General features: G+C 52.7%; 15 protein-coding genes. 4 read left to right on the top strand and 11 right to left on the bottom strand.

Translation table 11 applies throughout. From position 1 onward, the window contains the following. The first annotated feature begins 15 nt into the window (after nucleotides 1-15). A complete protein-coding gene (locus EC843_RS00875) occupies nucleotides 16-1,434 on the top strand; it encodes an L-fucose/L-arabinose isomerase family protein (protein WP_133521399.1) in 1,419 nt (472 codons plus the stop codon). A 109-nt stretch (nucleotides 1,435-1,543) separates the two neighbouring features. Here the strand turns inward: EC843_RS00875 and EC843_RS00870 are convergent, their stop codons facing one another. The 11 genes from EC843_RS00870 to EC843_RS00820 all read right to left on the bottom strand — a co-directional run bounded on the left by EC843_RS00870 (nucleotide 1,544) and on the right by EC843_RS00820 (nucleotide 14,697). After that, a complete protein-coding gene (locus EC843_RS00870) occupies nucleotides 1,544-2,350 on the bottom strand; it encodes a YdcF family protein (protein WP_133521398.1) in 807 nt (268 codons plus the stop codon). Between the two features lie 174 nt (nucleotides 2,351-2,524). Next, nucleotides 2,525-4,174 carry an alpha-glucosidase gene (locus EC843_RS00865; protein ID WP_133521397.1) on the bottom strand — a complete coding sequence of 550 codons (1,650 nt, stop codon included), beginning with the start codon at nucleotides 4,172-4,174 and terminating at the stop codon, nucleotides 2,525-2,527. A gap of 3 nt (nucleotides 4,175-4,177) precedes the next feature. Continuing rightward, nucleotides 4,178-5,875 carry an alpha-glucosidase gene (locus EC843_RS00860; RefSeq protein ID WP_133521396.1) on the bottom strand — a complete coding sequence of 566 codons (1,698 nt, stop codon included), beginning with the start codon at nucleotides 5,873-5,875 and terminating at the stop codon, nucleotides 4,178-4,180. Between the two features lie 19 nt (nucleotides 5,876-5,894). Then, nucleotides 5,895-6,989, bottom strand: coding sequence for a sn-glycerol-3-phosphate ABC transporter ATP-binding protein UgpC (ugpC, locus tag EC843_RS00855; protein ID WP_133521395.1), 1,095 nt, complete (start codon nucleotides 6,987-6,989; stop codon nucleotides 5,895-5,897). A 2-nt stretch (nucleotides 6,990-6,991) separates the two neighbouring features. After that, nucleotides 6,992-7,837 carry a carbohydrate ABC transporter permease gene (locus EC843_RS00850; RefSeq protein ID WP_133521394.1) on the bottom strand — a complete coding sequence of 282 codons (846 nt, stop codon included), beginning with the start codon at nucleotides 7,835-7,837 and terminating at the stop codon, nucleotides 6,992-6,994. Beyond that, nucleotides 7,837-8,751, bottom strand: coding sequence for a sugar ABC transporter permease (locus EC843_RS00845; RefSeq protein WP_232885942.1), 915 nt, complete (start codon nucleotides 8,749-8,751; stop codon nucleotides 7,837-7,839). Before EC843_RS00845 ends, EC843_RS00850 begins: the two co-directional genes overlap by 1 nt. After that, on the bottom strand, nucleotides 8,752-10,017 hold the full coding sequence (locus tag EC843_RS00840) for an ABC transporter substrate-binding protein (RefSeq protein WP_121813385.1): 1,266 nt from the start codon (nucleotides 10,015-10,017) through the stop codon (nucleotides 8,752-8,754). 178 nt (nucleotides 10,018-10,195) lie between these two features. Continuing rightward, nucleotides 10,196-11,311, bottom strand: coding sequence for a Gfo/Idh/MocA family oxidoreductase (locus tag EC843_RS00835; protein ID WP_064547014.1), 1,116 nt, complete (start codon nucleotides 11,309-11,311; stop codon nucleotides 10,196-10,198). A gap of 2 nt (nucleotides 11,312-11,313) precedes the next feature. Continuing rightward, a complete protein-coding gene (locus EC843_RS00830) occupies nucleotides 11,314-12,372 on the bottom strand; it encodes a sugar phosphate isomerase/epimerase (RefSeq protein WP_133521393.1) in 1,059 nt (352 codons plus the stop codon). Further along, the gene (locus EC843_RS00825; RefSeq protein ID WP_133521392.1) at nucleotides 12,372-13,460 is read right to left on the bottom strand and encodes a Gfo/Idh/MocA family oxidoreductase; all 1,089 of its coding nucleotides are present in this window, start codon (nucleotides 13,458-13,460) and stop codon (nucleotides 12,372-12,374) included. The genes EC843_RS00830 and EC843_RS00825 overlap by 1 nt, the downstream gene beginning before the upstream one ends. Beyond that, nucleotides 13,450-14,697 (bottom strand): MFS transporter, encoded by a 1,248-nt coding sequence (locus EC843_RS00820; RefSeq protein WP_064547020.1) that lies wholly within the window; start codon nucleotides 14,695-14,697, stop codon nucleotides 13,450-13,452. The genes EC843_RS00825 and EC843_RS00820 overlap by 11 nt, the downstream gene beginning before the upstream one ends. 185 nt (nucleotides 14,698-14,882) lie before the next feature. On the opposite strand from EC843_RS00820, the gene EC843_RS00815 reads away from it, so the two are divergent. The 3 genes from EC843_RS00815 (at nucleotide 14,883) to EC843_RS00805 (ending at nucleotide 17,707) form a co-directional block, all read left to right on the top strand. Continuing rightward, nucleotides 14,883-15,854, top strand: coding sequence for a LacI family DNA-binding transcriptional regulator (locus tag EC843_RS00815; protein ID WP_133521391.1), 972 nt, complete (start codon nucleotides 14,883-14,885; stop codon nucleotides 15,852-15,854). A gap of 227 nt (nucleotides 15,855-16,081) precedes the next feature. Beyond that, nucleotides 16,082-16,417, top strand: a complete 336-nt coding sequence (locus tag EC843_RS00810) for a hypothetical protein (RefSeq protein ID WP_133521390.1) — start codon at nucleotides 16,082-16,084, stop codon at nucleotides 16,415-16,417. 336 nt (nucleotides 16,418-16,753) lie between these two features. Then, nucleotides 16,754-17,707: a hypothetical protein gene (locus EC843_RS00805; RefSeq protein WP_121813380.1), complete on the top strand. Its 954-nt coding sequence runs from the start codon at nucleotides 16,754-16,756 to the stop codon at nucleotides 17,705-17,707. The last annotated feature ends 18 nt before the right edge of the window (nucleotides 17,708-17,725 follow it).

The following is a 17,725-nucleotide window of genomic DNA, read 5'->3' as shown; positions in this document are numbered from 1 at the left end:
TACTGGAGTGAAGCCATGTCTCGTATCCCAAAAGAATTAACTTTCGGCGTTATCATCGGAAACCGCGGGTTCTTCCCAAGCTATTTAGTGGCACAGGCGCATGAACAGGCCGAAGCGCTGTTTGGCAAACTGGGGATCAAAACGATAATGCTAAAAGACGGAGAAACGCATCTCGGTGGCGTGGAAACCCGTCAGGATGCCAAAGTTTGTGCCGAACTGTTCCGCCAGCATCGTGACGACATTCATGGTGTAGTGGTGTTATTGCCAAACTTTGGTGATGAAAAAGCGGTGGCAGAAGCGATTCGCCTTTCCGGTTTGAAAGTCCCGGTGTTAATCCAGGCTGAAGAAGACAATCTTGATAAAATGGGCCTGGCGACTCGCCGCGATAGCTTCTGCGGGAAAATCTCCCTGTGTAACAACCTGCGCCAGTACAACATCCCCTTCACGCTCACCACGCAGCATGTTTGTGCGCTAAGCGGTGAAGTGTTCGAACAAGATTTACAGCGTTTTGCGCAAATTTGCCGGGTGGTGAAATCGATGCAGGGCGTGCGCATCGGGGCGATTGGTGCGCGTCCGGCCAGTTTTAACACCGTGCGCTACAGCGAAAAACTGCTCGAAAAAATGGGCGTGGCGGTTGAAACCCTCGACCTGTCGGAAATTTTCACCCGCATCAAACACATCAGCGATGACGATCTGCGGGTGCACGAGAAGCGTGGCATCTTAATTGAAAACGCTGACGCCAGCGGGATCCCAGCCGACAAGTTAACCCAGATGGCAAAACTGTTCGTGGTGATCAGCGAATGGGTAGTCGCAAACGACATCGACACCACGGCGATTCAGTGCTGGACGTCGCTTCAGGAAAACCTCGGCATTAACGTTTGCTCGATTATGAGCGTGATGTCAGGGCAGTTAATGCCAAGCGCCTGCGAAGTGGATGTGATGGGTGCACTGTCGATGTATGCCCTCGCCAGTTGCTCGCTTAATCCGGCCTCGATTGCCGACTGGAATAACAACTTCGGCGACGATCGCAACAAATGCGTGCTGTTCCACTGCGGGAACTTTGCCAGCAGCAGCCTGGAATCTCCGTCGATGGGTACCGCCGATATCATTGGCACCACCGTCGGCAAAGAAAACACCTGTGGCGCGGTGCATGGCCGCCTGAAAAGCGGGCCGCTGACCTACTTCCGTCTGTCATCGGATGATTTTACTGGCGAAGTGAAAGCCTATGTTGGCGAAGGGCAATCGGTTGACGATCCGTTAGATACCGTCGGCTGCCGTGCGGTGATTGAAGTGCCACATCTGGAGAATTTACTGTCGTGGATTTGTAACAACGGTTTTGAGCACCACGTCGCCATGAACCATTCCGCAACGGGCGCGGTATTACAGGAAGCGTTCAGCAAGTATTTGGGTGTGAACTGTTACCAGCATCGTTAAGGTGAAAACGGTGGATGGCGCATTCGCTTATCCACCCTACAAACAACAAATGCGCTTCTTGTGTTGATTTTGTAGGGCGGATAAGCGCAGCGTCATCCGCCGAAATCACTCATATTGATAAACCACGCTCGTGCATCCACTGTGCCAGCGCGGCATCACTGGCGAGAACTTCCCAGGCATTAATCACGGCCAGCGGAATATCTACGTGGGTAATAAAGTCACGTCCGTTTGGCCCGTAGCCCTGCGCATCATCTCTGATTCGCGGGATTTCCCCCAGCGCCAGCGAAATGTAACGCTCAACCGGCCATAATCCTTTTTGATGCGGACGAAATACAGTCTGGGTTTCGTCACTGACCAGCAACGGCACAAACCCCGGCCAGCTGCGCCACTGTGGTTGATGTGCATCATTCTGCCAGGCACGTTCAAATGTCGCGACGGTACGGCGCTGCATGGTGGGATCTTGAATAACGATCGCGCTCGCAGGTGTTATTTTCAGCGTTTGCATCAAGTCATAAGTGAAGCGTGCGTTCTCGCCGCAGTTGGTGGACTTCTCTTCCGTCAGCACTTTTTCAGCGGGGATCTTCCAGAACTGGGTAGCAATATCTTTGATGATTGCAGCTTCAGCGCGCCCGGTGGTTGGGATAGTGTTATAGCGCGGATGTTTAGCGATGGCTGCGTATAAAAAGGTTGTGGAATGCCCAATACCACCGGTAATGAGCAGCCGTAGTTCGCTGTTAGCTGCAAGCTCGCAGGCCGCATCAATGGTGGGAATGACGGCATTGCCTGCGAGAATAATCAGTTCGCCATCAGTCACCGCGGGCAGTGCATCAAACTCATTGTGAGAAAGCCACTCGCCCAATGTATTAATGGAACCAATGGTCGTGGCCTGCAAAGCTGGAAATGTTGTCGACAACATAACCCCTCCTTGTTAAAAACCAGCGCACATCATACCGCAGGCCGCGCCGTTACTGTATAGGGTTGCTCTGAGACTTCAATAAGCGTGGCGAAAACGGTGGATGACGCTGGCGCTTATCCACCCTACAAAACCGTTTTTCATAGGTCATACAGCAGCGTCATCCGACAAACTTGTTTAGGTGAGCTTATAAACCCGCGCCTCCCACGGATGCAGCCGATACAGTTCATCCACCTGCGGGTAATTCCCCAGCACACATTCGGCCCATTCGAGCGCTAATTCCTCCCCCGTCCAGCGCGCCGATTTCCCCGACATATTGCACAGCACCACGAATTCCGACTCTTCGAGCACACGTCTATAAGCATAAATTTGTTCGTGGTCTTCCAGCTCCAGCTCGTAGCGCCCATAAATTAACGTGTGCTCTTGTTTACGCAGTTGAATCAACGCGCGATAAAAACTCAGTACCGAATCCGGGTCTTGCTGCTGGCTGGCGATGTTAATCATTTCATGGTTGGCATTCACCTTAAACCACGGTGCAGCATCGCTAAAACCGGCGTTTGGCCAGCCATTCCACTGCATCGGCGTGCGCGAATTATCACGCCCGGTATTGGTGAGGAACGCGATGATTTCAGCTTCACTTTTGCCCTGAGCTTCCAGCTCGCGCCACATGTTTTTCGCAGAGACATCATCAAAATCGTCCAGCCCCTCGAAGCGGGTATTGGTCATGCCAATTTCCTGGCCCTGATAGATAAACGGCGTCCCTTGCATTAAGAAATAGAGTGCTGCAATGCAGGTCGCACTTTCCCGCCAGTGGTGCTCGGTGTCACCCCAGCGCGAAGTAATGCGCGTCAGGTCGTGGTTTTCCACATACAACGCATTCCAGCCTCTGCCTTCCAGGGCTTGCTGCCAGGCGGTGAAGATCTTTTTCAGGACCGCCGGTTCCGGGCGCAAACCGGCCTCTGGCTCCCATAAACGCACGTGTTCAAACTGGAACACCATATTGAGCCGCCCACGATGTTCGCCCACCCACTCTTCAGCATGTTCGGAATTCAGGCCGTTCATCTCACCAACGGTGACAATATCGTAGTGCTGGAGCACATTGCGGCTCATGTCATCGACATAATCCAGCAGCCCGTCGTAGTTAAGATGGCTTTTCATTGATGGCGCGTAACGCAATTTGTCCGGGTTCGGCACGTCCGTCAGCAGCGGCTCTTTTTTCAGGTGCGCGATGGCGTCAATGCGGAAACCGTCGATGCCTTTATCCAGCCACCAACGCATCATGTCGTACACCGCGCGGCGTACATCGTGGTTTTCCCAGTTCAGATCCGGCTGGCGACGGGTAAACAGATGCAGGTAATACTGTTCGGTGTGCGGGTCAAATTCCCAGGCTGAACCTTTAAAAATCCCTTCCCAGTTATTGGGTTCCGCCCCATTTTTACCATCGCGCCAGGTGTACCAGTCACGTTTCGGGTTATCACGTGAGGAACGCGATTCAAGAAACCACGGATGTTCATCGGAGGTGTGGTTAACCACCAGGTCGATAATCAACCGCATCTCACGCGCGTGGGCTTGTTCCAGCAGGCGGTCGAAATCCGCCATGGTGCCAAATTCCGCCATGATTTGCTGATAATCGCTGATGTCGTAACCGTTATCATCGTTAGGCGATTTGTACATCGGGCAGATCCAAATGAGATCGATGCCGAGATCTTTGAGGTAGTCGAGTTTTTCGGTGATGCCGTTAAGGTCACCAATGCCATCACCGTTGCTGTCCTTAAAACTGCGCGGATAAATCTGGTAGGCCACCGCCTCTTTCCACCAGCTCGCCATCGTTTACCTCCCGATTAATAAAGCAAAAGATTCATAAGGTTGGAGTTCAATACTGACAGCAAGCCGATCGCGTGGCGCGTAGTTGCTAATCAAACATTCGCCGTGCCAGTTCTGCATCTGATGCGGGATATCGAGCGTCAGGTGCTCAGCGGTGAAATTATTGATGACCAATAACCGCTCGCTATCAAGTGCTCTTAGCCAGGCAAAAACCTGCGGATGCTCGCGCAGTACAGGCTGGAAATCGCCGTACACCAAAACCGGGTACTGTTTACGCAACGCCACCAGTTTCTGGTAATGCCACAAAATTGAATCCGGTTCGGCGAGGGCCGCCGCGACATTGATCTCGCGGTAATTCGGGTTCACGGTAATCCAGGGTGTTCCGGTGGTGAAACCTGCATTCGGGCTATCGTCCCACTGCATCGGCGTGCGCGCGTTATCACGCCCGTTAGCATGAATCCCCTGCATCATCTCCTCATGGCTGACACCTTCCGCCAGCCGCTCTTGATAAAGATTCAGGCTTTCGATATCGCGATATTCATCAATGGTTTCGTAGCGCACGTTGGTCATGCCAATCTCTTCACCCTGATAAATATACGGCGTACCTTTCAGGCAATGCAGCGCGGTGGCAAGCATTTTGGCCGAAGCCACACGGAACTCGCCTTCGTCACCAAATTTTGACACCGCACGCGGTAAATCGTGGTTGCTCCAGAACAGCGAATTCCAGCCCTGGTGCGCCAGTGCGGTTTGCCACTTCTCAATGACCGCTTTGAAACTCGCCAGTTCAAATGGCTTGCTGCGCCATTTCCCGGCGTGCTCATCCCAAAACTGTTTGATGTGGTCGAACTGGAAAACCATAGAGAGTTCTTCGCGCTCGACACCGCTGTAAAGCAGTGCGTCAGCGGGCGTGGCGCTCCAGGCTTCACCCACCGTGACGGCGTCACCTTTGCCAAACGTGGCGCGATTCATCTGGCGAATTAACGCATGCAGATTTTTACCGTTCGCCATAATCTGCGCGTCAACTTCTTTACCGATGAGGTCAATCACGTCCATGCGAAAACCGCCGATACCTTTCGCCAGCCAGCGGTTCATCATGGCATGGACTTCTCCGTGTACGCGTGGGTTTTCCCAGTTCAGATCCGGCTGGCGCACGGAAAACTGGTGCAGATAATATTCGCCGCTGGCTTCATCAAATGCCCAGCCACTGCCGCCAAAATATGAGTGGAAATCGTTCGGCTGGCCGCCATCTGCCGCAGGTTTGCGCCAGATATAATAGTCACGATAAGGGTTGTCTTTAGATTTCAACGCTTCGATAAACCACGGATGTTCATCGGATGTGTGGTTGACGACTAAATCCATCAGGATATGGATGTCGCGCTGTTTCGCCTGCGCTATCAGGGATTCCATTTGTGCCATGCTGCCAAATTCGGCGGCAATGTCTTCGTAATCAGAGATGTCGTAGCCGTTGTCGTCCATCGGCGAGCGGTAAACCGGCGAGAGCCAAATCAGGTTGATGCCGAGCTGTTGCAGGTAGTCGAGTTTGCTGATGATACCGTTAATGTCGCCGATACCATCGCCGTTGCTGTCCATAAAACTACGCGGATAGATTTGGTACACCACCGCGTTGTGCCACCATTTTTTTCCACTTTTTTCTCCTTTTTTGTCGGATGACGCTGCGCTTATCCGACCTACGAACCGCGTCATCCACCCCAATAATCATCAGCTAAATTCGCACAAATGCCCGCCCGTCATTATTAAACAAATAGCAATTTTCCGGCGGTAGCCGCAGGCCGATACGTCTGTCAGCCTTAATCTCAAGCCTGAAAGTATGGCGCATAACTAACGGTTCGCTACCGTAACCGCTGTTCACGTACAGTAAAGTCTCGTTGCCCATCTGTTCGACAAACAACACTTCGCCTTCGATATCCGCCTGCACCAGCTCGGTTATCTGGACGTGTTCCGGGCGAATACCCAGTTGCACCGCTTGCCCTTCTGGCACGCCTGCACTGTTTATCGGCAGCGTAATTTCCTGGCGATTCTCCAACATAACATCGGTACGCAGTGCGCTGCCGTGCGTTAACACACCGTGGATCAAATTCATTTTTGGCGAGCCAATAAACTGCGCGACAAACACGTTCGCCGGGCGGTCGTAGAGCTCAAGCGGCGTACCCACTTGTTCGATTTGCCCCTGATTAAGCACCACTATACGATCGGCAAGCGTCATCGCTTCGACCTGGTCGTGAGTGACGTACAATATCGTGGCGTTGATACGTTTATGCAGGGCGGCGATTTCCATGCGCATTTGCACGCGCAGTGAAGCGTCGAGGTTTGAGAGCGGCTCATCGAAAAGAAACAGACTCGGCTCACGCACAATGGCTCGCCCGATAGCCACACGCTGGCGCTGGCCGCCGGAGAGATCTTTAGGGCGCCGATCGAGCAAATGCTCAAGCTGTAAAATGCGCGCACTTTCTCGCACTTTTTCATCGATGATTTTGACCGGCAGTTTCGCCATCTCCAGCGCAAACGCCATGTTCTGATACACCGTCATGTGCGGATACAGCGCGTAAGACTGGAACACCATGCCAATGCCGCGTTCCGACGGCGAATCATCGTTAACGCAAATGCCGTCAATACGCATCTCGCCGCCGCTGATTTCCTCAAGCCCTGCGACCATGCGCAGTAATGTCGACTTCCCGCAGCCGGAAGGCCCCACCACCACCACAAACTCGCCGCTATTCACTTCCAGATCGAGCGGTTTAATCACTTCCGAAGTGCTGTTATAGCGTTTTTGAATTTTATCGAGCACAAGTTGCGCCATGGTTATCCCTTAATCGCCCCACTGGTTAGCCCGCTGACAATGCGTTTCTGGAAGATAAGCACCAACACGATAATCGGCAGCGTCACCATGACTGAGGCTGCCATAATGCTGCCCCACGGCAACTCAAAGGTCGACGCGCCGCTGAACATACTGATCGCCACCGGCACCGTGCGTTTATCGCTGGAAATAATAAACGTCAGCGCGAACATAAATTCATTCCACGCGCCGATAAACGCCAGCAAGCCGGTGGTGACCAGTGCTGGAGCCAGAATCGGTGCAAACACGCGGCGGATAATGGTCCAGGTTTTCGCCCCATCGACAATCGCCGCCTCCTCCAGCTCCACCGGAATCGATTTCATAAAGGTGGTAAGCACCCAAACGGTGAACGGCAGCGAAAAAGTGGTGTACGACAACACCAGTGCGCCAAGCGAATCATATAACCCAAGAAAACGCACCAGCTCGAACATGCCGGTTAGCACCGCCACCTGCGGGAACATTGAGACACACAGAATGGTGAACAACAGGAATTTACGCCCGCGAAACTGCACCCGCGCCAGTGCGAATGAAGCCGTAATAGACACCAGCAAGCAAATCCCCACGGTTATCGTCGCCACCAGTACCGAGTTCAGTAAGCTACGCGCAATGCCGTTCGCTACCAGCGCGGTGACGTAGTTGCTCCAGTGATAACCACTCGGGAAATAGGCCGGTAAAAACAGCTCCTGCCCAGTGCGCAGCGAGGTCAGAATCGCGTAATAAAACGGAAAAATACAGAACAACACCGCGCAGGTCGCCCCCCCATAAATCACCAGATTGTGCGCAAATTTGCGCTGCCGACGCGTGGTTTTCATCACCGCTTCTCCTTCTCGTTTAAGCGTGAGACGCGGATAAAACAGGCAGCAATGCCCGCTACCATCATAAACACCAGCACAGAGGCGGCCGACCCCATCCCCATATCCTGATAAGAGATAATTTGCTCGCGGGCATAACCGGAAATCGACATCGTGGCTTCACTATTGGAGGTGAGCACGAAGATCAGGTCGAAAATCCGCATCGCGTCCATGACGCGGAAAATCAGCGCCACAATCATCGCGGGCATAATCAGCGGCAAGGTAATGCGCTTGAAACGCTGCCACGCGCTGGCACCATCAACGCGCGCAGCCTCGTAAAGATCGTTAGGGATCAGTTGCAGTGCCGCCAGCAGCATCAGGGCCATAAATGGTGTGGTTTTCCAGACATCGGCAATCACCACCGCCCACATCGACAGCGACGGTTCGGCAATCCATGCCAGATGTGCCTGATAACCAAATATTTTTTCCAGCAAATCGTTCACCACGCCGTACTGGTCGTGGAACATCCAGCCCCACATTTTGGCACTGACGATAGTCGGAATCGCCCATGGCACCAGAATCGCGGTGCGGACTAAGCCCTGGCCACGAAAGTTCTGGTTCATTAACAGCGCCAGCAACATGCCAAGAAACAGCTCGATGCCGACCGACACCACGGTAAACCACAAGGTATTGCCAACGGCTTGCCACCACAGCGGGTCAACCAGCACCCCGCTGCTGTCGCCGTCATGGGTGGCGTAATAGTTCGCCAGCCCCACCATCTGGTACTCGGAAGGGTTATCGAGCATCGCGTTGGTGAAGCTGAAAAAGAAGGTGCGCACCAGTGGCCATCCGGCCGCCAGTGCAAGTAACAAGAGTGCGGGCGCCACCAGTATCCACGCGATACGGCGACGCCGCTGTTGGTATGAACGGGCCAATTAGTGCCAGTCCTTACCTTTCACGCGTTCAAGGCGTTTTTGCAGATCCGCCACGGCCGTTTTGCCGTCGCTACTGCCATTGAGCACTTTGAAGGTGACGTTGAAGATTGCGTTAGAGACTCGCGGATACTGGCTTTTGGTGGCGGTTGCGGGACGCGGTACCGCGTTGGCGAAGATTTCTTTAAACAACGTCAGATGGGGTGCGGCTTCCAGCACTGCTTTGTCTTCATACAGGGCCGAACGCGTCGGTGCAAAACCGAGATACTTCAACTGCATTTTCTGCGAATCAGCATCGGTGAGGATTTTCAGCAGCGCAATCGCCGCATCTTTGTTTTTGGTATTCGCATTGATAGACCACTGCCAGCCACCCAGCGCATTAGCTGATTTGCCCTCAGGCCCCGCAGGCAGAGGTGCCACGCCAACTTTGCCTTTCAGCGGGCTATCCGCCCCTTGCGAGAGCAAATAGGCGTAAGGCCAGTTGCGCATAAACAACGCGTCACCATTCTGGAATACCGCTCGAGACTCTTCTTCTTTGTAACCCAACGCCCCTTTCGGCGTGATTTTACCCATCCAGCCCGCGACCATATCCAGCGCCGCTGCCGCTTTAGGATTGTTAATGGTCACGTTCCCTTTTTCGTCGATAAACGTGCCGCCGCCGTAAGAATCAATCCACTCCAGCGCGTTACAGGTCAGCCCTTCATACGACTTGCCCTGGAAGATCATCCCCCAGAAATTTTTGTGCCCTGCTTTGCGCTCTTCTTCCTGAATTTTGGTGGCGATACGCGTCAGGTCTTCCCAGGTTTTCGGCGGCTGCTCGTTGTATTTTTCCAGCAGATCTTTGCGGTAATAGAGCACGCCAGTGTCGAGATACGCCGGAACCGCTTTCACCTTGCCGTTTACCGTATCGTTCGCCCAGGGGCCGGGGAAGAAATCCCCTTTCATGTCGCCAACCGCATCGGTTAAATCGAGCGTTTGCTTATCGAGCAGACCCACCCAGATGGTATCTGACTGGAATAAATCGACCGCTTTCTCATCTTTAGCGGCGAACAACTGTTGCAACAAAGCCAGCTTTTCGTCAGACGCCGCAGGGAACTCGATAAATTCCAGCTTGTTGCTGGTCTGCTGCTCGAATCGGTCTTTGACGTAGTTGCAGTATTCCTTACCGCCAGGCGAGATCGGGCATTCCATGCGCAGGGTATCAGCAAACGCAGCGTTAGAAACGCCCGCAAGCGCTAAGGTAATCAGACTTAACGTCAGCTTTTTCATGGCTTCCTCATTTGTTTTGACCAAACTGGAGGGAAAACAGCTACACCATTAAAAAAGCTAGTTAACAACCGCCTACATCAGCAACTTAGCAGGCTAATCTTTGTACGAAACCTCGACCTGGTGCACGTATCGCTATTTTTTATTTCACTTTTGCGCGCGACACGCTACGCGATGTTGGTCACCATTCCAGCCATTCGCCACCGCGATGGCTGCTTTCCCGTACTGTTTCGATAAACTTCATGCCAGCCAGTCCTTCGGCGATGCCAGGAAGCAACGGCGCTTTGCCACCACGAATTTTAATCGCGGCTTCACGGTAGATTTGCGCGAATCCTTCCAGATAACCTTCGGGATGGCCTGCGGGTGTGCGGCACTGGTGGCGCACAGAATCGTGGTTGTTGACACCATTGCGCGTGACAACGTAACTATTGCCATGATGCGGATGTATTTCAAGGATTTCAGGTTGTTGCTGACGGAAGCTGATGGTCGCCCTGCTGCCAACGATGCGCAGACGCAGGTCGTTTTCAAAACCGGGTGCCACCTGGCTTGCCCACAAACGCCCTCTTGCACCATTGGCATAACGCATTTCGGCGTACACTTCATCGTCCAGCACCCGCCCTTCAATGCGCGTTAGCAGTTCGCCACGCACTAATTCTGGCTCCATGCCGCAGACGAACGCCGCCAGTTGCCATGCGTGGGTACCAATATCGCCAATCGCCCCAGCGCCAGCCATTGCAGGATTACCGCGCCAGCTCGCCTGCTTGTTATCGGTCAGTTCTAACCGGTCGTTCAGCCAGTCCTGCAAATACTCAACTTCAATGGCGCGAATATCGCCAATTTCGCTATTGGCAATACGAGCGCGCGCTTCCCGGACCATCGGCAACGCGCTGTAGTTATGGGTGAGAATAAAATGGCACCCGCTGGTTTCGATAACCTGCGCCAACGCCTGCGCTTCCGCCAGCGTCACACCAAGCGGTTTATCGCAAATCACGTGAATACCGTGCTCTAAAAAGACTTTTGCCACCGGAACATGCAGATGATTAGGGGTGACAATCGCCACCACTTCGATACCGTCGGCACGAGCGGCTTCTTGTTGCGCCATCTCCTGCCAGTTGGCGTAGCACCGCCCGGCATCAACATACAGCGCTTCACCGCTGCGTTTTGCCACTTCTGGCGAGGATGAAAATGCACCGGCGACTAATTCAAACTGGTCATCAAGCCTTGCCGCAATACGATGCACGCCACCAATAAATGAGCCTTCACCGCCACCGACCATCCCTAAACGTAGCCGTTTCATGGTTAACCCTCCAGCCCGAGCATACGACGCACCGCAGACACATCGCTTTTGTGATGCGCAAAGTCGTCAAAGGCATAATCGGCAACCGGAATAATATGATCGGCGATAAATTTTGCCCCTTCGCGCGCCCCCGCATCGCCTGATTTCAGGCAACACTCCCATTCAAGCGTAGCCCATCCGTCATAGTCGTATTGCGCAAGTTTGCTGAAAATTGCCTTGAAATTAACCTGCCCGTCCCCCAGCGAACGAAAGCGACCTGGGCGCTCAATCCACGGCTGATAACCCGCATAAACGCCGCTTTTTGCCGACGTCTGAAACTCGGCATCTTTAACGTGAAAGGCTTTGATTCGCGCATGGTAATGGTCGATAAAACCGAGGTAATCGAGGTGTTGCAGCAGCATATGGCTTGGATCGTAGAGAATATTGCAGCGCGGATGGTTATCGACCAGCGCCAGAAAACGCTCGAACGTGACGCCATCATGCAAATCTTCGCCGGGATGCAGCTCAAAACAGACATCAACGCCCGCCTCGTCAAAACTGTCCAGTATCGGTTTCCAGCGGAAAGCCAGTTCACGAAACGCTTCATCAAGCAGTTGTTCGTTGCGCGGCGGCCACGGGTAAAAATAGGGCCACGCCAGCGCGCCAGAAAAAGTCGCGTGGGCATTTAGCCCTAAATTTTGTGAAGCGCGAGCCGCTTGTTTCAGGCTGTTGACTGCCCATTGTTGACGGGCACTAGCATCGTGCGCCAGTTCAGGCGGCGCGAAGCCTGCAAATGCCGCATCGTACGCCGGATGCACGGCCACCAATTGCCCTTGCAAATGGGTCGATAACTCGCTGATTTCCAGCCCAACATTTGCCAGCATTGCGCGAATTTCTGCACAGTATTCCGGGCTTTTCGCCGCTTTGGCGAGATCAAAAATATGCGGTAAGTGTGTTGGGATTTGTAGCGCTTTGTAACCTAACCCCGCCGCCCACTCGGCAAGGGATTCCAGTGAATTAAATGGTGGCTTATCCGAAATAAACTGCGAGAGAAAAATGGACGGCCCTTTCAGGGTTTTCATTACAACATCTCCTTAATTAACACCGTGCGTTGTTCACGAACCGCAAGATCCGCCGCCAGCACCACAGCGAGGCTTTCAATCGCCTGCTGCTGATGCAGTGACAAATCGCTATCATCAAAAATGGCACGGGCAAAAAACTGTTGTTCCCGTTGGCACAAGGCAAAATGGTCCGGTTCATCGCTTGCTGTCACCCATTCATCCTGGTGAGCAAACTCGCCCTGCGCGTTTAATTCGGCGTGATGAATGCGTAACGATTCGGTACGTGTGTGCGCCTCAACATTTGCCGATTGCCCTTCGCCCCCTGCTTCGCGCGCCACGATCGACACCGAACCTTGCGGGCCAATTACATCTTTAATAAAGAAGGCCGTTTGGCTCATCATCGGCCCCCAACCCGCTTCGTACCAGCCAGCTGAACCGTCTTCAAAACGCACCTGAAGCTGGCCGTAGTTGAACTGTTCTGGTGCGATATCGTCGCTTAAACGCACGCCAATCGCACTCACCGACAGCGGACTGGATTGCGCCATCTGGCACATCACGTCAAGGTAATGCACACCGCAATCGACGATAGGCGAAAGCGACTGCATCAGCATTTTGTGGGTGTGCCAGGCACTGCCGCTACTTTGCTGATTGAGGTTCATGCGCATCGCCAGCGGTTTGCCCAGCCCGTGCGATAGCTGAATAAACCGCTGCCAGACAGGGTGATGGCGCAGAATGTACCCGACAACCAGTTTCTTGCCCGCAAGTTTCGCGGTAGCAACAACACGTTTCGCCCCGCTCACCGTGGTGGCGAGCGGTTTTTCCAGAAACACATGGCAACCTGCCGCCAGTGCCGTCAGCGCCAGCGCTTCATGGCTATCCGGCCAGGTAGCGATGCACACCGCATCAGCCTGGGTTTCTTTGATTGCCTGCGGCAAATCATCGAACAGAGGAATGTCGGCCGCCAGTTGTGCTTTGAGGCGAACTTTTGACGCTCCGCGAGCCACCAGCCCGCAGAGCGTAAACTCATCAACTTGCTGATACGCGAGGCTGTGGGCGGCTCCCATATTCCCGCAGCCCACAACCAACACGCGCAGCGGCTTATTTGCCATGCTGCTCACCCTCTTTGTAATTGAAGCTGAAGAAGAAGATGGCGGCGATCACCACCGCTGCAATCGCTGGCATCCACCAGAATTGTTGCCATTGCAATAAGCCCTCCGCACCTTTCGCAGTCACTGAGCGGTTAAATACCGCGCCGCTGATTTGCGAACCAATCAACATGCCAAGACCGTAGGTGAACAGCACCAGCAGGCTTTGCGCTTGCCCTTTCACTTTGTTGCCCGCCACTTTGTCGGTGTAGATAAAGCCAATCACAAAGAAGAAGTCGTAACAGACCCCGTGCAGGATGATGCCGATGTAGATCATCCAGCGCGTTTCTTCGGTAATTCCGAGAGCGAACATCGCGTAGCGCAGGAACCACGATAACATGCCGATCAGCAGCATCATTTTGATGCCCAGACGACGGAAGAAGAACGGAATCAGCAGCATAAATAGCAGCTCAGACATCTGACCAAACGCCATCACCCCACTCACGTTTTCAAAACCAACCGCTGAAATAAACGGTGCGGCGTAGGCGTAATAAGCCGCCAGAGGAATCGAGATCAACGTGGCGCAGATGATAAACACCATGAAGTGGCGCTGTTTGAGCAACGCAAAAGCGTCGGCACACACCAGGTCACGCATTGAAAGCGGTTTGCCGCGATCCGGCGCGGGCGTATTTGGCAGCGTAAAGCTGTAGATCCCCAACACCACCGAAGCGATGGCTGCCAGCGTGAAGATGCCGGTGCTATCTGAAAGACCGCTGGTGCCAACAATCAGCCCTGCGACAATCCAGCCGATGGTGCCGAACGCACGCACAATCGGGAACCCTTTTTCGCTGTTTGCCAGGCTGTGGAACGCCACGTTATTGCTCAGGGCGATAGTCGGCATGTAGCAAAGCATGTAGGCGAAGACAACCCACAACAGGCCACTCTGCCCGCTTTCAAACATCCCTGGCAGCCACCACAACAACGCCGCGCCGACCAGGTGCAAAACGCCGAGGACTTTTTGCGAGGCAAAGAAACGGTCGACCAACATGCCGAGCACAAACGGCGACAAGATCGAGGCGATTGGCCCAGTGGAATACGCATCACCAATTAATGCGCTCAGGCCGTATTTGCCCATCACCACGCCGAGGGTCACATACCAGGCACCCCAGACGAAAAACTCGAGAAACATCATTAACGACAGGCGTGGAATCACCCATTTATGAGTGACCACTTGTGCCCCAACGGCCGACTGAGAAGACATAAATCCTCCGGTACAGAGTATTGATTTAAGGGTAAGAGGTTATTTTTGTAATCGATTACATTCGCACTTCAATAAAAATGTAATCGATTTCATTTAACTTGCCATCATGCTGGTGAATTATTTGGTAGTATCAATTCAAATCTGGAATGCGGTTCACAATTCAACCGATCGGGTAAAGGATCAACATGTCGATAGATAAAGTGGCGCGAATGGCTGGAGTTTCTACCGCCACCGTTTCCCGGGTGCTGAATGGCAACCCTGCGGTGAAACCCGATACGCGCGACAAAGTGCTGGCGGCAATTGAGGCCTGTGAATACCAACCTAACCTGCTGGCGCGCCAGTTGCGCACTTCACGCAGCCGCATGTTGCTGGTGCTGGTGTCCAACATCACCAACCCCTTCTGCGCCCGCGTGGTGCGCGGTATCGAAGAAGAAGCGGAAAAACACGGTTACCACATTCTGCTGTGTAATTCTGAATCGCGTCTAACCCGCGAATCGGCCTATTTGCGCCTGTTGAGCGGCAAAGTGGTCGATGGTGTGATCACTATGGATGCCGTCAGTTGTTTGCCTGGATTAACGACGCTAATTGGTGACTCGCCGTGGGTACAATGTGGTGAAGGCGACCCCGGTTATTGTGCCTCGTCGGTGACTATTGATAACTTTAAAGCGGCTGCCGCCGCCGTCGACCACCTGAACAGCGCAGGTTACCAACGCATCGCTTTGATTAACGGCGATTTGCGTTATCTCTACTCCCAACAACGTGAAGCGGGTTATCGCGCATCCTGTGGTAAAAACTGGCAAGCGGTGGTGTATGCCGATGGCCTTGAATATCAGGCAGGCGTGCAGGCAATGGCCGAACTGTTCACCCTGCCAGAACCGCCGGATGCGGTATTCGCGATATCCGATGCACTGGCCGGTGGTGCGCTGCATTACGCCCATGAGCAAGGCCTGCGTGTACCTGAAGATGTGGCGATTATGGGCTTTGATGGCGTACCGTTTGGCGCAGTGACCTTCCCTCCTCTCACCACCATCGAACAACCGATGCACCAGCTCGGCGTACGCAGCGTGCAATTATTGCTCGAGCGTATTGATAACCCGGAAGTCGAAACCGTGAATGAGATTCTGGACTGGAAACTGGTGGTGCGTGGGTCGGTGTGACGAGGATGGGTGGATATGACGTATGAGTCGCAAGCTATTATGTTTTAAACACGATTAGATGCGTTACTGGATCCGATACACGCAAGGTTCTTAAGGGAGTATATATCTGGATTCCGATTATTGCGGCTCACAACGCAACAGATGACTCCAATACTTCAGAGCTACAGTGCTGCGAACAGATAAGCGGTCTGTCTCACTACAGATCAGCAGGAATTTGGGTAGAGAATATGGATATTAACCACTGCGTAATAAATTTTAAGGATTTATTTGGTCTGTTACTGCTTTTATTGATCTGGGTGATATGCGTCTGGGACTTCATTTCAAGCTGCTTTTCAGGACGAGCCAGTTTTGCATTCTTTATCCGGCAAGGCCAAAGCGCCTGGCTTGGCCACCGCCAAATTAAAATCACTGGGGGGCGGAAACAAGAGAAAATATTGTACTTCGTGATCATGGGACTCAATTTATTGGTCATTGTATTGTATGCGTACGGCGTAGTTATCCCGATGTTCAGCCCAAGTGTATTTGATGAATTAATCGGCAACATTGTTACCTGTCGGGGATAACTACAGATAAGTTCTGTTCCACTTTATCACTCTGGCGCGGGCAGAAATCTTGTATGAAATAAAAAGTAATTCTACTGCTGTATTTTTCTGAATATCCGTATCTTTAAACCTCACTATAAAGCCCAACACAATTAACCATAAGAAAAGTAATGATACAGGAGGTGTCATTGATCATTCAGCGAATTGTATTTTGAGAGAGTGAAATGTCCGATTATGGAACCTGGAATTATTTTCTCTCCGTGAAAAAATGTAATCGCTTCTATACTGAAAACAAAGGTATTCTTGCAAATACATTCATAGAACTCATGTTCGTTCAATGGGGAGACTGGGAGCAACATGACGGTGCCGTACTCTTATGCTTTGCCCATTATTGCTGCGCTGTCGTTAGCCAGCCCGGTGAGTTATGCCGTTGATGCGAGCCGCCCTAAAAAGCATGCTGATGCGGTACTCGCGCTAATGAGTTACACCGTCTGGCCGGATATCACCGCCAGCGATCTGAATATCGATAACGGTACCAGCGGGACGCAAGAGCTATCCATTACCCAGTTCGGCGGTGGCGCAACCATCAGCAAGGAAGTCCCTCTCTATCTTGAAGGGACGATGGGTTACAGCCGTTATGACCCGCAATTTGTACTTTCCGACGGGACCCAAAGCCGCAAAATCCCGACCAAATGGAACAGTCTAACCGCCACGGGTGGCGTTGGCTGGGATTTTCACGTCTATACCGATAGATGGGGTGGTAACCTGGTACTGCGCCCAATCTTCAATTTCATGCTCGGCACCATGGCCAGTGACCTACGCATTGGCACTTATGTTTTCAAACGACGTACTAATAAAGATTTTGATTTTCTGAATGGTGGGCGGCTCAATGCCTATGGTTTGGGCGGTTCGCTGATGCTCGATTATGAATTGTTCTCAAAACCTCAGGATATCGATATCGAGTTGCGTTATTCCGACATGACTCTGCGCAGTTTTGGCAGCACATCCGAAGCCGTCAGAGGCGAGGCCAACACGCAAAATCTGGGCGTTTATCTGCGTCGTCGTGCTCCTGTCTCGGACTGGACGTTGCTCAATAAGCCGCTACGTTATGTTCTGGAAGGGGCACATACCGAGTATTTGGGGGAGCAACGTGGGCAACTCGGTTTTAATAGTCTGACATCGATGGGGTTAGGGTTCGAGCTAGATAGCAGTGATTATGATGTTTTCATCACCCGCACAAGACTGGTGGCGCGTTATATGTTTGGTAATAACACCAATGGTTACGGTTTAGGATTGGCGATGAGTTTTTAAGGCGAGTTGATTTTGCAA

Origin of the sequence: Buttiauxella sp. JUb87 (assembly GCF_004361975.1) — a bacterium.
GTDB lineage: Bacteria > Pseudomonadota > Gammaproteobacteria > Enterobacterales > Enterobacteriaceae > Buttiauxella > Buttiauxella ferragutiae.
Note: the sequence above shows the minus strand (reverse complement) of the source record. Positions and strands in the feature narration are given on the sequence as shown.

What these genes read in the sequence shown, in the direction of transcription:
- EC843_RS00840 (WP_121813385.1), bottom strand. Translation starts at nt 10,017, where the DNA reads ATGAAAAAGCTGACGTTAAGTCTGATTACCTTAGCGCTTGCGGGCGTT.
- EC843_RS00850 (WP_133521394.1), bottom strand. Translation starts at nt 7,837, where the DNA reads ATGAAAACCACGCGTCGGCAGCGCAAATTTGCGCACAATCTGGTGATT.
- EC843_RS00820 (WP_064547020.1), bottom strand. Translation starts at nt 14,697, where the DNA reads ATGTCTTCTCAGTCGGCCGTTGGGGCACAAGTGGTCACTCATAAATGG.
- EC843_RS00870 (WP_133521398.1), bottom strand. Translation starts at nt 2,350, where the DNA reads ATGTTGTCGACAACATTTCCAGCTTTGCAGGCCACGACCATTGGTTCC.
- EC843_RS00825 (WP_133521392.1), bottom strand. Translation starts at nt 13,460, where the DNA reads ATGGCAAATAAGCCGCTGCGCGTGTTGGTTGTGGGCTGCGGGAATATG.
- EC843_RS00865 (WP_133521397.1), bottom strand. Translation starts at nt 4,174, where the DNA reads ATGGCGAGCTGGTGGAAAGAGGCGGTGGCCTACCAGATTTATCCGCGC.
- EC843_RS00830 (WP_133521393.1), bottom strand. Translation starts at nt 12,372, where the DNA reads ATGAAAACCCTGAAAGGGCCGTCCATTTTTCTCTCGCAGTTTATTTCG.
- EC843_RS00835 (WP_064547014.1), bottom strand. Translation starts at nt 11,311, where the DNA reads ATGAAACGGCTACGTTTAGGGATGGTCGGTGGCGGTGAAGGCTCATTT.
- EC843_RS00805 (WP_121813380.1), top strand. Translation starts at nt 16,754, where the DNA reads ATGACGGTGCCGTACTCTTATGCTTTGCCCATTATTGCTGCGCTGTCG.
- EC843_RS00810 (WP_133521390.1), top strand. Translation starts at nt 16,082, where the DNA reads ATGGATATTAACCACTGCGTAATAAATTTTAAGGATTTATTTGGTCTG.
- EC843_RS00815 (WP_133521391.1), top strand. Translation starts at nt 14,883, where the DNA reads ATGTCGATAGATAAAGTGGCGCGAATGGCTGGAGTTTCTACCGCCACC.
- EC843_RS00860 (WP_133521396.1), bottom strand. Translation starts at nt 5,875, where the DNA reads ATGACGCGGTTCGTAGGTCGGATAAGCGCAGCGTCATCCGACAAAAAA.
- EC843_RS00875 (WP_133521399.1), top strand. Translation starts at nt 16, where the DNA reads ATGTCTCGTATCCCAAAAGAATTAACTTTCGGCGTTATCATCGGAAAC.
- ugpC (WP_133521395.1), bottom strand. Translation starts at nt 6,989, where the DNA reads ATGGCGCAACTTGTGCTCGATAAAATTCAAAAACGCTATAACAGCACT.